This window comes from Labedella phragmitis, assembly GCF_004078635.1.
Classification (GTDB): Bacteria; Actinomycetota; Actinomycetes; order Actinomycetales; family Microbacteriaceae; genus Labedella; species Labedella phragmitis.
On the sequence record NZ_RZNB01000003.1, the window covers coordinates 141,634 to 154,226 of the forward strand.

Genomic DNA, 12,593 nt, shown 5'->3' on the forward strand with positions numbered 1-12,593 from the left:
GGCGCGAGCACCGTGCGGACTAGGATCGCTCCATGGATGCGATGTCGCGCACGCTCGAGCGACGGACCGTCGCGGCGTACGCGGTCGGATCGATCGCGACGGGCGGCTTCGCCACTCTCCCCGGCCTCGTCCTGGTCTATTACCTGACCGACTCCCTCGGCGTCGCGGCGATCGCGGCCGGCGCCATCGTGACCGTCGCCAAGGTGTGGGACGTGCTCATCGATCCCGTCATCGGCGCGCGCAGCGACCAGAGCCTCGCACGCACCGGCAGCCGACGGCGCTTCATGGTGTGGGGCGCTCTCACGATCCCCGCGTTCTTCGCATTGACGTTCGCGGCCCCTCCGGACATCGGCCCCGTTGCGGGCGGCTCGTGGGTGCTCGTGGCCTTCGTGCTGTGCGCGACGGCGTTCAGTCTCTTCCAGGTGCCCTACGTCGCCCTGCCGGCGGAACTCGTCGCCCGCTACGACGAACGCACGCGGCTGCTGACCTGGCGCGTCGTCGTCCTCACGGTCGCGATCGTGCTCTTCGGCGCCGGTGGTCCCGTGCTCCGCGGGCTCGGATCCGACGTCTCGTCCGGCTACCTGCTCATGGGCTGCGTCGCGGGGGTCCTCATCGGCGTGGGCATGTTCGTGGCCTCCCGCGTCGCCCCGACCGACGTCCCGCGCGCCCACGTGCGGCCGACGGCGTCGCTCGCCCAGAACTACTCCGGCGGGATCGACGCCCTCCGGCGCAGCCGGGCGTTCCGGAGCCTCCTCGCGACGTACATGCTGCAGGGGCTCGCGACGGGACTCATGCTCGCGGGAGCGCAATACGTCGCGACGTGGGTGCTCCGGTCCGAACTCGCCGTGACGCTCCTGTTCGTCGCGCTCATCGGTCCGGCCATGCTGCTCACGCCCGTGTGGGGAGCCCTCGCCCGCCGCATCGGAAAGGAACGCGCTTTCGTGCTCGCGAGCATCGTCTTCGCGATCGCGGCCCTGCTCCTGCTCGGGCTCCTGTGGATGCCGGGTCCGTGGGTGTACGGCCCGATCGCGATCGCGGGCGCCGCGTACGCGGGGATGCAAGCCCTCCCCCTCGCGATGCTGCCCGACGTGATCTCGGACGACGCGCGCCGTACGGGCGTCCGTCAGGCCGGTGTCATCGGGGGCCTCTGGACCGCCGGTGAAACGGCCGGCATGGCGTTCGGCGCGACCCTCCTCACGGTGACCCTCGCGGTCACCGGTTACGTCGAATCCACGGCAGGCGTGAGCGTCAACCAGCCCGGGTCTGCGGTCGTCGGCATCGTCGTGGCGTTCAGCCTCGTGCCCGCGGTGGTCGTCGCCGCGAGCCTCGTGACGCTCCGGCGCTACCCGCTGCGACGCATCGACGTCGACGGGCCCATGGATGACGGGGTCGACGAGACGCCGACCCCGGCACGGGAGCACGGCACGTGACGGCGGCGGACGCCCTCGACGACGGGTCTCGGGCGGTCCTCGAGCACTTGGGCCGCCTCCGATCGGCGGACGCTCCGACACACGGCGGGCATGTCCTGTCCTACGTCTACGACTCCGGTCTCGCCGAGCTCGACGCGCTGGCTCGGGAGGCGGGGGCGGCGGTCCAGCCGATCAACGCCCTCGATCCCACGACCTTCCCGTCGGTGGCCGCCCTCGAGCGCGGCGTCGTCGGGTTCGCGCGCGACATGCTGCGCGGCGGCGACGACGTCGTCGGAACCGTGACGACCGGGGGCACCGAGAGTTGCCTCCTCGTCGTCAAGACGGCACGCGACCTGTGGAGGGCGGCAGGAGGGGACGGCGTCCCGACCATCGTGGCGCCCGCGACCGTGCACGCGGCGTTCCACAAGGCGGCCCAGTACTTCGGGCTCGACCTCGACCTCGTTCCCGTGTCGGCGGACGGCAGCGTCGACGCCGGTGCCGTGGTCGACCGACTCGACGCACGGACGGCCATCGTCGTCGTCTCCGCACCGTGCTACCCGTTCGCGACGCTCGATCCGATCGAGGAGATCGCGAGCGCCGCCGCGGTCCACGGCATCGCGTGCCACGTCGACGCGTGCATCGGCGGTTGGGTCCTGCCATGGTGGGGTGACGACGTGCCGCCATGGGACTTCCGCGTCGCCGGCGTCACGAGCATCTCCGCCGACGCGCACAAGTACGGCTACGCCCCGAAGGGCGCTTCCGTCCTCCTCCACCGCGGTCCCGACCGGCTCGCGTCCCAGTTCTTCACGACGACCGACTGGCCGGGCTATCCCGTCGTGAACGCCACGATGCTCGGCTCGCGCTCCGCCGCGCCGCTCGCCGCTGCCTGGGCGATCACCCAGCGGCTCGGAGCCGACGGATTCGCGGACCTCGCCGCACGTTGTCGCCGCGCGTCCGAGACGCTCGTCGATACCGTTCGGGCCATCGACGGCTTGCGTGTCGTCGGATCGCCGACGGGCCCTCTCGTCGCGGTCGCCACCGATGACGCCGTCCCGGCGGCGCGGCGCGTCGACCCCCATCACTGGGCGGACGAGGCCCGGAGCCTCGGGTGGGTCCTGCAGCCGCAACCGGGACACGTCCAGTCGGACGGCCCGCGGCTCGCGGCGACGACCCACCTCACCGTCACGCCCGTCACGGCCGACGTGCTCCCCGAGTTGATCGCCGCACTGGTGGCCGCAGCGGACGCCGTGCGCGGCGTCCCCGCTGCCACGGCGACCGATGCGCTCGGCACCCTCTCGTCCGATCTGCTCTCGGCGGGCTCGCTCGACGCGGCCACCGCCGACGCACTCCTCGGCGCCCTCGGGCTCGGCGGCGCTTCCCCGCTCCCGGACGGGATCGCGCCCGTCATGGCGCTCATCGAGGCCGTCCCATCGTCGCTCGCGGAACGGCTCCTCATCGCGCTTCTCACGCGGCTGTCCCGCCCGTGACCTCCTCGTCGTCCCATCCGGACGACGACGACTCAACCGGCGATGGCCGTCGGCAGCGCGACCGCAGAGAGGTCCTCGACGACGCCGCGATAGTCCTCGACCATGCGGTCACGACCGAAGCCGGGGCCCGCGGCGACGGCGGCCTGGCGCAGGTCCGAGCGGCGAGCGAAGACGTCGTCCCACGCCGATGCGATCTCCCTCTCGTCATGGCTCGTGACGACCCCGATCCCCGCGACCCGACGAGCGGCGTCGCCGACGTCGGTCGTGACGGGGGTGGCTCCACACGCGGCCCCCTCGACGAGGCACAGCGGTGACGCCTCGCCGAAGGCGCTCGTGAGCGCGACGATGTCCGCGATCCGATAGAGGGAGGGCATATCGTCGCGGATCCCGAGTGCGTGGACGCGACGCGACGCGACGACACCGGATTCCGCGGCGAGCGACCGGAACGCGGCGTTGTCCCACGTCATGCCCGCTCCGCAGAGCACGTAGTGGGCGTCGGGGCGACGAGCGGAGTGCTCGGCGACCACGCGGAGGAAGAGGCCCGGGTCCTTCATCGCGTCGAAGCGGGCGGCGAAGACCACGACGGGTGCACCCGCCTCGATGCCGAGCAGTGCGCGCGTCTCGGCGACCTCGTCGGGCGTTCCCGGGCGGAAGCGCTGCGTGTCGATGCCGTTGTCGATGACGTAGCGGCTCCCGGCGCTCACGCCGGCACGAGCGTAAGCCTCGCTCGTGGACTCGGCGCAGGAAACCGTCGCCGTGACCAGTCCCGTCGCCGTGGCCTCGACGAGCCAGCCGAGCGCCGGGCCCGAGTGGAGCGGGTCCGATCGGTGCAGGCACGCCGCAACCGGCACGTCGGGCATGAGGCCGCGATCCGCGAGGGCGAGCAGCACACCGATCGGCTGCTCCTTGAGGGAGAGGACGACGTCGGCGTTCGCGACCGCCGCGCTCGCGATCCGCAGTTCGTCGTCCGTGAAGGACGAGCGCTCCGGAGCCTGAGCGCCGGCGACCCGGCCGAGCGCCTCGATGGCGACCCCGCGCTCGGAGAGCCGGCGATACCGGAGGTCGTCCTCCATGCGCTGGATCGTTCCCTCGCGCTCCGCCGCCGAGGCGATCGACAGGACGCTGTGCTCGTGACCGCCGGTTCCGTGGAGTCCGGCGACGACATCGGAGTGCAGGATTCGGGCGCCCCCCGCGAAGAAGCCTTCGTAGAGCGACAGAACGCGGAGGGGACGGGTCATCGAAGGGCCTCTCGGGTCGGGGAGCTGCGCGGCGGCGACGCCGAGTTCCCCTTATGCTCCGATCCCGCGCTTGAGATATCGATAAACGGCATGTGTGCAGCGGGTGAACAGCTCCGCGCGAGCCGCGAGCACGACGACGGAGCGCCGGGGCTCTCGAGCGACCGAGTGCCTCGGCGCTCCGGCCGCAGGATCGCCGATCAGGCGGATCGGGCTGCCCGCCGCGCGGCTCGCCGATCCCGCGCTCCCTCGACGAGGTTGTAGAGGCTCGGGAGCACGATGAGCGTGAGGAGTGTCGACGAGACGAGACCGCCGATCACGACGATGGCGAGCGGCTGCGAGATGAAGCCGCCGTGGCCCGTGATCCCGAGCGCCATCGGCACGAGGGCGAAGATCGTCGCGAGCGCCGTCATGAGGATCGGGCGGAGCCGTCGGACGGAACCGTGCTCGACGGCGTCCGGGACACTCATGCCTCGGCGACGGTACTGGTTCACGAGGTCGACGAGCACGATCGCGTTCGTCACGACGATGCCGATGAGCATGAGCACACCGATGAGCGACGGCACACCGAGCGGAACGCCGGTGATGACCTGCAGGCCGATCGCCCCGGTCGCCGCGAACGGCACCGAGACGAGGAGCAGGAGGGGCTGACGCAGCGAGCGGAACGTCGCGACCATGACGATGTAGACGATCAGGATCGCCGCGAGGAGCGCGAGGCCGAGCTGTGTGAACGCGCTCGACTGGTCGGACGCGACGCCGCCGAGGCTCGCGGACGCGCCGCCGTCGAGGTCCGCCGCGTCGACGACCTGCTGCACCTCGGCGCTCGCGGTGCCGACATCGTCGCTCGACGGCGTGACACTCACGGTCGACGAGCGGAGCCCTGAGACGGTCGTGATCGACGCGGGGCCGTCCACCTCCTCGACCGTCGCGAGCGTGTCGAGGGCCACGACGCCCGTGGGCGTCGGGACCTCGAGCGCGGCGAGCTCGTCGCGCGTCGCGGGCGGGTCGTCGCTCGCGATGTAGATGGAGAGGGTCGTCTCGTCGATGACGATCGAGCCGACGGTCTGCGGCTGCATCGCGCCCGAGACGATCGCGCCGAGCGCGACCTCCGAGTAGCCGGCCGCCGCTGCGTCCTGACGGTCGACCGAGACGGCGATGTACGGCCGCGTCTCGCTCAGGTTGTCGGTGACCTCGGACACGACGTCGAGCTCCCGGACGGCGTCGGCGATCTCGTCGGTCGCCGTGAGCAGCGCGTCCTGGTTCGGGGCCGTGACGTCGACCTCGATGTCGCTCGATCCGCCGAAGCCGCTCGAGACCTGGACGCTGATCTCCCCGACGCCGTCGATCGCGTCGAGCTCCTCACGGACGTCGGCTTGGAGGGCGTCCTGGTCCGCGTCCTCGTCGGTCGTGATCGAATACGTGATCGTGCCCTCGCCGCCTCCGCCGAAGAGCGCCTGGATGCCGCTGCCGGACGAGCCCATCGAGAGCTGCACCGTCTCGACGCCCGCGGTGTCGACGAGCACCTGCTCGACGTCCTGCGACGCCGCGTCGAGTTCCGCGAGACTCGTGCCGACCGGCAGGGTCTGCGTGACGCTGAACGTGTTCTGGCCGGCGCTGCCGAGGAAGTTCGTCTTCATGAACGGCACGGCGAAGCCGGTGCCCACGAGAACGAGGAGCGCGAGCACGAGCGTGATCGCCGAGTGCTTGAGGGTCCAACGGATGATGGGGATGTAGCCGCGCTGGAGGAGCGTCGGGCGCTCGACGTCGTCGTCCGCGATACTCTCGCCCCGGCGAGCGCGGCGGCTCACGGGGGCTGCACTGTTCCCGAGGACGGGCTCTCGCTCCGGTCGGGCCCGCTGATCCGGGGACGACGCGGTGTCGGCCGCCTCGGCCTCCGGTGCGCTCTCGTCGACGACCGCGACGGGCTCCGGGACCACGACGGCGGCCGGAGCAGCGACGGGGGCTGACCCGGCGACGGGCTCTCCACCGGCGGCCGACGAGTGCTCGGGAACCGAGTCCGAGGGGAGATCCGTCGTGCCGGCGGCGTGCGCGTCGAGCTCCGCAACGGGCTCGTCGTGACGAGCGGGGCCCACGATCCATCGGGGCTCGACGATCGCGGGCGCCGCCGCGACGCCCGCGGGCGGTGAGGTGGGGGACTCGGTGATCTCACGGTCTCCGGTCGCGGGCTCGGCGCCGTCGTCGGCGGTGCCGTCGCGCTCCTCATCGTGCTCGCGCACCTCGGGAGCCGGCTCGGCCGCGGCCGCGGTCGCATCGACGGGCTCGAAATCGGCCGCGTCGTCCGAGCGTCCGGGCTCGGGAGTCGGGCCGGTCGAGGGGAGTTCGCGGGCGCCGTGGTGCTCGTCGGAAGAGGTGGCCACGAGGCCGGGAGCCGTCGCCTCGGGGCCGACGGCCGCGGGAGCGTCGGCGGAGGCGCCGTCCGCCCCGGTGACCGCCTTCTCCTTCTTCGGCTTGGGCGCGCGCAGGAACCAATAGGCGAGCACGGGCACGATCGTGAGCGAGACCAGGAGCGACGCGAGGAGCGCGATCGTCACGGTGAGCGCGAACGGTCGGAAGAGCTCGCCCGAGATGTCGCCGACGAAAGCGAGTGGGAGGAAGACGGCGACCGTCGTGATGGTCGAGGCCGTGATCGCTCCGGCGACCTCACGGACGCCGCGCAGAATCGCGGCGGCACGGCCGTCGGCGCCGCTCTCGCGCCCGACGATCGCGAGGTGGCGCTTGATGTTCTCGATCACGACGATCGAGTCGTCGACGACGCGACCGATCGCGATCGTCAGGCCGCCGAGCGTGATGATGTTGAGCGTGTAACCGGTCGCCTGCATCCCGATGAACGTGATGAGCACCGACGTCGGGATGGAGATCGCCGTCACGAGGGTCGCGCGCACCGACAGCAGGAAGACGAGGATCACGATGACCGCGAAGCCGAGCCCGAGCAGGCCTTCGGTCGCGAGGGCCTCGATCGACTGCTGGATGTAGGGCGCCTGGTCGAAGACGATCGTGAGCGTCGCGTCGGTCCCGAGGGTCTCCTCGAGATCCGGGATGAGAGCGCGAACGGCGTTCGAGACGTCGACCGTGTTGGCGTCGGGGAGCTTCGTCACGGCGATCGTGAGGGCCGGTTCGCCGTCGACCCGCGAGATCGACGTCACCGGGTCGTCCGTGAGGTCGACGGTCGCGACATCGCCGATCGTGAGCGGCGCGCCCGCGGCCGTCTGGCCGACGAGCGGGATGCCGGAGACGTCGTCGACGCTCGAGAGCCGCGATCCGGCCTGGACGGCGAGGGTGCGACCTCCCTCGGTGATCTCGCCGGCGGGGATGAGCACGCCGTTCTGGTCGAGCGCGTCGGTGATGTCGGTCTGCGTGAGACCCGCGGCGAGCAGTTCCGCCTGGTCGGGGACGATCGTGACGCGCTTGCCCGTCTCACCGGAGAGCGAGGCGTCGCGCACGCCATCGAGTTCGCGGATGTCGGCGAGGACCGAGTTGTTGATCGCGGCGGACAAGTCGTCGGTCGTGCCGCCGCCGGTCGCGGCGATCTGGATGACCGGGAAGTCGTCGATGCCGCCCGTCAAGGTCTGGGGATCGACGTCCTCCGGCAGCTCGGACGACAGCCGGTTGATCGCGAGGGTGACCTTCTGCTCGGCGCTCGCGAGGTCGGTCCCGTAGGCGAAGGTCACGGAGACGAGGCTCAGGTTCGTGCTCGACGTCGCGGTCGTCGACTCGACGCCCGAGACACCCTGGACGGCCGTCTCGATCGGGGTCGAGACATCCTCCTCCACGACGGCGGGGGCCGCGCCGGGATACGTCGTGACGATCGCGAGCTGCGGGAACTCGACGCTCGGAGCGAGCTCCTGCTTGAGACTCGTGAGCGCGATCCCGCCGAACACCGCCGCCACGATCGTGACGAGCGCGATGAGCGCGCGGTTCTTCATGCTGAGGACGGCAAGGATGTGCACGGAGGTCCCTCGATACGGCCTGGATCAGGCGAGTGCTGTGACAGCGGTCGATGCATGTCCGCCGACGTGTGGAGGGCGGACGGCGGCGCTCGGGCCGCACGCTCCCGATTCTTCCACAGGGATCGTTCAGCCGACTGTGGAGCGGCTGTGCAGGAGCGCGCGTCAGACGACCGCAGCGAGGTCCGGCATCACGGGGACCGGATCGCGGACGAGCGACCCCCACGCCCGGCGCAGTGCCTCGACTCCGCGCTCCGTCTCCGCGAGCGAGTAGGTGATCGGGATGCGGAGGAAACGCTCGAAGGCCCCGTCGATCCCGAAGCGGGGACCCGCGGCGATCACGAGCCCCTGCGACCGGGCGGCGAGCGCGAGTTGCGAGCTGAGCGGAGCGCCGATCCCCGCCCAGACGGCCAGGCCGCCGCGCACGTGCGGGACCTCCCACCGCGGGAAGTGCTCGGCGAGCAGCTGCTCGAGGCGGAGCCGGGTGGCACCGAGTTGCGACCTGCGCAGGTCGATCACGTCGTCGAGCCGCGGGAGGAGCTCGAGGCTCACGAGCTGCTCGAGGATCGGCGTGCCGAGGTCGCCGACGGACCGCGCGACGACGAGCTTCCGGATGGTCTGCCGATCCGCCCGGATCCAGCCGACACGCAAGCCGCCCCAGACCGTCTTCCCGAGCGACCCGATCATGATGATGCGCGCGCCCTCCGAGTTGTCGGTGGCGAACGGACGGTGGGCCTCGGTGCGATCGATCGACAGGTCGGCCGTGGTCTCGTCGATCACGAGGATCGTGCCCGTGCGTGCGGCGGCCCGCCGCACCGCCGCACGCGTGCGCTCCGACATCGAGGCGCCCGTCGGGTTGTGGAAATCGGGCATGAGATAGGCGAGCACGGGATTCGTACGCTCGAAGGCCTGGGTGATCTCGGCGTCGTCCCAGCCGCCGTCGCTCGTGACGGTCACGGGGACGAGGCGCGCGCCCACCGCACGCAAGGCGTCGTGCGCGTGCGGGTAGCTCGGCATCTCGAGGAGCGCACGGTCGCCTCGGGCGACCATCGTGCGCGCGAGAAGACCGATCGCGTGCTGGGCGCCGAGGGTCACCATGATCTCGTCGGGCGACGTCGGCAACCCCTTGTCGCTGTAGCGCTCGGCGATCGCGCGGCGGAGCTCCGGGAGTCCGACCGGGTCGTAGTCGAACTCGCTCAGGTAGCGCGGGAGACGCGCGGCCGCCGCCACGGAGGCCTCCGCGACGATCGCCGAGGCGGGCATCGCCGCCTTGCTGAAGTCGAGGGCGCCGTTCTCCCGCAGTGGCACGACGTCGGGCGACGCCCCGGGGAGGCGGGCGACGCTCCCCGAGCCGCGCAGACTCTCGAGGTACCCGCCCTCGCGGAGTTCCCGGTAGGCCGCCGTGACGGTCGTGCGGCTGAGGCCGAGCCGTTCGGCGAGGTCGCGCTCCGCCGGCAGTCGCGTGTCCGTCGGGACCCGACCGTCGAGGATGAGCAGTCGCACGCGATCGGCGAGGCCGCGGTAGGCGGCGTCGGGGCCGCGCCAGTCGCCGAGGAGTGCGGAGAGGGCGCGCGCGGTGATGTGAACATCGGCCATGCGGCCACCGTAGTCCGATTGGACTCTTGATCCAATGCCAAAATCACAATTGGATACTCGATATGACCCGACGCATCGTCCAACTGCTCGTGGGGCTCGTCCTCTACGGCATCGCCGGCGCCCTCATGATCCGCGCCGTGCTCGGCGTCGACCCCTGGACGGTGCTCGCGCAGGGCCTGTCCGTCCGGACGGGACTCGGGATCGGCATCCTCACGAACATCATCGGTGTGCTCGTCCTGCTGTTGTGGATCCCGCTCAAGCAGAAGCCGGGCGTCGGCACGGTCCTCAACATCCTCATCATCGGCCCGTCGATCGAGCTCGGGCTCTGGCTCGTGCCACCGATGACGGTGCTGTGGGCGCAGATCCTCGTCTTCGCCGCGGGCCTCGTGCTGCTCGCCGTCGCGAGCGGACTCTACATCGGTGCCCGAATGGGACCCGGACCGCGCGACGGTCTCATGACCGGCCTCAACCGACGGTTCGGCGTTCCGATCTGGGTGGCCCGGACGAGCGTCGAGATCACCGTCCTCACGATCGGCTGGATCCTCGGCGGCAACGTCGGCTTCGGCACCGTCGCGTTCGCGCTCCTCATCGGACCGCTCTGCAACATCACGCTGCCGCTCTTCGCGATCCGCGACCCGAGGGACCGCGGGGCCGCCGCCGACGCGGCGGTCGACCGGACGCCAACGGCGCCCCTCCCGACGGCGACCCCACCCGGAGCCTGAGCGGGTCGCGCACCGACATCGAGTCGCCGACCCGAGCCGCTCGGTGCCGTGCGGTGCCCAAGCGTCGAGGTCGAGGTCGTCCTGACCGGCATCAGCCGGGAGTAACGCGATATATCTTGACTGCGCCCACGTCGCGACATATCGTGAGTGTCACGGCAGTGATCCGAGACGGAAGGCGGCACGACCATGGCACTCGAGAAGTGGCTCATCGGAGCAGGAGAGACGCGCGTGATCGACCTGGAGGTCGTGAGATCGCTCAAGGTGAGCCTCATCGGCGGCCAGATCGACATCATCGGGCACGACGAGCCCGGTGCTCGCGTCGAGGTCCACTCGGTCACCCACCGCGAGCTCAAGGTCGCCATCGAGGGTGATCGCCTCGAGATCGACCACCCGCAGTTGCGGTGGGACAACGTCGTGGACCTCCTCGGCGCCTTCGGGCGGAACTCCGCCAAGGCGTCCATCAGCGTGCTCGTGCCGCGCACGGTCGCCCTGACCCTCGGCTCGGTCTCCGCCGACGCCCTCGTCACGGGACTCTCGAACGACATCCGCCTCAGCACCGTGAGCGGAGAGATCCAGACGGACGGACTCGAGGGGGACCTCGTCCTCCACAGCGTCTCCGGCGAGCTCAGCGCGCAGAACCACCGCGGCCCCGTCTCCGCGGATTCCGTCTCGGGCGACATCACGCTGTCCGGCGCACTCGACCGCATCAAGGCCGACACCGTCTCGGGCGACGTCTTCGCCGACGTCGACGGCCGCTGCAACCGCATCCGCGTCAACAGTGTCTCGGGTGCACTCACCGCACGCATCGACCGTGAACTCGGCGCCGCCTACACCGTCAACACCGTGAGCGGCACCCTCCAACTCGACGGCCGGGTCATCCGCGGAATGCGCGGGCGCGGATACCAGGACACCATCCCCGGCGACGGCGACGGCGACGTCACCGTCGAGGTGCTCGCCAACACCGTCTCGGGAAACGTCTCCGTGATCCGCCGCGAGGCGCGCACCGCGAGCACACCGGCGGGCACGGCCTGGACCCCGCAGGGGACCACCGGCGACGACAGGGGCCCGATGACCGGTGGCACGACTCCCGGCGAGGACGACGCACGATGACCCCGCCCGTCTTCTCCCACGGCAGCCTGCGGCTGTACCTCTTGAAGCTCCTCGCGGAGACGCCGCGTCACGGCTACGAGATCATCCAGGCTCTGACGGACCGTTTCGGCGGCACCTACAGCCCGAGCGCCGGCACCATCTATCCTCGTCTCGCGAAGCTCGAGGAGGAGGGGCTCGTCACGAAGTCGAGCGACGGCCGGAAGACCGTCTACAGCATCACCGACGCGGGCCGGGCGGAGCTCGCGGAACGCGAGGACGAGCTCGGCCGCGTCGAGTCGGAAGTGACCGACTCGGTGCGTCGCCTCGCCCACGAGATGCGGACGGACGTGACGACCGCGATGCGGAGCCTCAAGGCCGACCTCGCCTCGGCGGCTCGCGATGCACGGCTGTCAGCGACACGCGTCCCCCCGGTGTCGACGACGCCGCCCGACGACCGCAGCACCTCGCGACTCGCGCTCCACGAGGCCGAGCTGCTGCTCAACGAGTTCCGTCACAACGCGAGGACGGCGCTGCGCACCCACATCGCCTCGGGCCGGTCGTTCACCACGGCGCAACTCGCCGAGGTCCGGACGGAACTCGATCGCGCGGCGACAGCGCTGCGCGACCTTCTCTGAGCCCCACCCCAGGAAGCGCCCGCCCCCGCGACCCTGCGAGGACGGGCGCTTTCGTTCGTTCCGGTCGGGAGCCGGCCACAGGGCGTCAGGGCGCGAGGTAGAGCTTCCGGAGGGTGGCCGTGACCGTCCAGCGCGTGCGGGTCCCCGCTGCGAGGCGGACGAGATCCCCCGGCGCGATCTCGAGCGACCGATCGGCGTCGAGCAGGTCGATCCTGCCGGCTCCCGCGAGCACGACGAAGAGTTCGTCGGCCTCCGTGTCGGTCGCGACCCCCGGCTCCATCTCCCAGACCCCGATCTCGACGGATCCGAACGATCCGAGTTCGCGGAGCCACGTCGGCGGGGCGCCGGCTCCCGCGTCGATCGCGTCGAGGGCGACGGTGTGCAGCGAGAGCACCGAATCGGGATCGAGATCGAGATGGGGCACGGGCAACCTCCGGGACCTTCGGACACGTCGG

General features: G+C 71.2%; 9 protein-coding genes. 5 read left to right on the forward strand and 4 right to left on the reverse strand.

The genetic code is table 11. The features are described from left to right. Nucleotides 1-32: 32 nt before the first annotated feature. Both ELQ90_RS08775 and ELQ90_RS08780 read left to right on the forward strand, forming a co-directional pair. Nucleotides 33-1,430 (forward strand): MFS transporter, encoded by a 1,398-nt coding sequence (locus ELQ90_RS08775; RefSeq protein WP_128494907.1) that lies wholly within the window; start codon nucleotides 33-35, stop codon nucleotides 1,428-1,430. After that, the gene (locus ELQ90_RS08780; protein ID WP_128494908.1) at nucleotides 1,427-2,896 is read left to right on the forward strand and encodes a pyridoxal phosphate-dependent decarboxylase family protein; all 1,470 of its coding nucleotides are present in this window, start codon (nucleotides 1,427-1,429) and stop codon (nucleotides 2,894-2,896) included. The genes ELQ90_RS08775 and ELQ90_RS08780 overlap by 4 nt, the downstream gene beginning before the upstream one ends. A gap of 32 nt (nucleotides 2,897-2,928) precedes the next feature. Here ELQ90_RS08780 and ELQ90_RS08785 read toward each other — a convergent pair whose 3' ends face one another. From ELQ90_RS08785 to yczR, 3 genes are all read right to left on the reverse strand, one after another. Beyond that, nucleotides 2,929-4,134: a glycosyltransferase gene (locus tag ELQ90_RS08785; RefSeq protein WP_128494909.1), complete on the reverse strand. Its 1,206-nt coding sequence runs from the start codon at nucleotides 4,132-4,134 to the stop codon at nucleotides 2,929-2,931. A gap of 197 nt (nucleotides 4,135-4,331) precedes the next feature. Beyond that, complete coding sequence (locus ELQ90_RS16965; protein WP_243696084.1) at nucleotides 4,332-8,099, reverse strand: efflux RND transporter permease subunit; 3,768 nt, start codon at nucleotides 8,097-8,099, stop codon at nucleotides 4,332-4,334. 162 nt (nucleotides 8,100-8,261) lie between these two features. Then, on the reverse strand, nucleotides 8,262-9,692 hold the full coding sequence (yczR, locus tag ELQ90_RS08795; RefSeq protein WP_128494910.1) for a MocR-like transcription factor YczR: 1,431 nt from the start codon (nucleotides 9,690-9,692) through the stop codon (nucleotides 8,262-8,264). A 62-nt stretch (nucleotides 9,693-9,754) separates the two neighbouring features. Between yczR and yczE the strand changes: the two genes are divergently transcribed. The 3 genes from yczE to ELQ90_RS08810 all read left to right on the forward strand — a co-directional run bounded on the left by yczE (nucleotide 9,755) and on the right by ELQ90_RS08810 (nucleotide 12,138). Continuing rightward, nucleotides 9,755-10,414 carry a membrane protein YczE gene (gene yczE / locus ELQ90_RS08800; protein ID WP_243696085.1) on the forward strand — a complete coding sequence of 220 codons (660 nt, stop codon included), beginning with the start codon at nucleotides 9,755-9,757 and terminating at the stop codon, nucleotides 10,412-10,414. A gap of 186 nt (nucleotides 10,415-10,600) precedes the next feature. Then, nucleotides 10,601-11,524 carry a DUF4097 family beta strand repeat-containing protein gene (locus tag ELQ90_RS08805; RefSeq protein WP_166408937.1) on the forward strand — a complete coding sequence of 308 codons (924 nt, stop codon included), beginning with the start codon at nucleotides 10,601-10,603 and terminating at the stop codon, nucleotides 11,522-11,524. Continuing rightward, nucleotides 11,521-12,138, forward strand: a complete 618-nt coding sequence (locus ELQ90_RS08810; RefSeq protein ID WP_128494911.1) for a PadR family transcriptional regulator — start codon at nucleotides 11,521-11,523, stop codon at nucleotides 12,136-12,138. The genes ELQ90_RS08805 and ELQ90_RS08810 overlap by 4 nt, the downstream gene beginning before the upstream one ends. 85 nt (nucleotides 12,139-12,223) lie before the next feature. Here ELQ90_RS08810 and ELQ90_RS16970 read toward each other — a convergent pair whose 3' ends face one another. After that, nucleotides 12,224-12,562 carry a cupin domain-containing protein gene (locus ELQ90_RS16970; RefSeq protein ID WP_243696086.1) on the reverse strand — a complete coding sequence of 113 codons (339 nt, stop codon included), beginning with the start codon at nucleotides 12,560-12,562 and terminating at the stop codon, nucleotides 12,224-12,226. Between the last annotated feature and the right edge of the window lie 31 nt (nucleotides 12,563-12,593).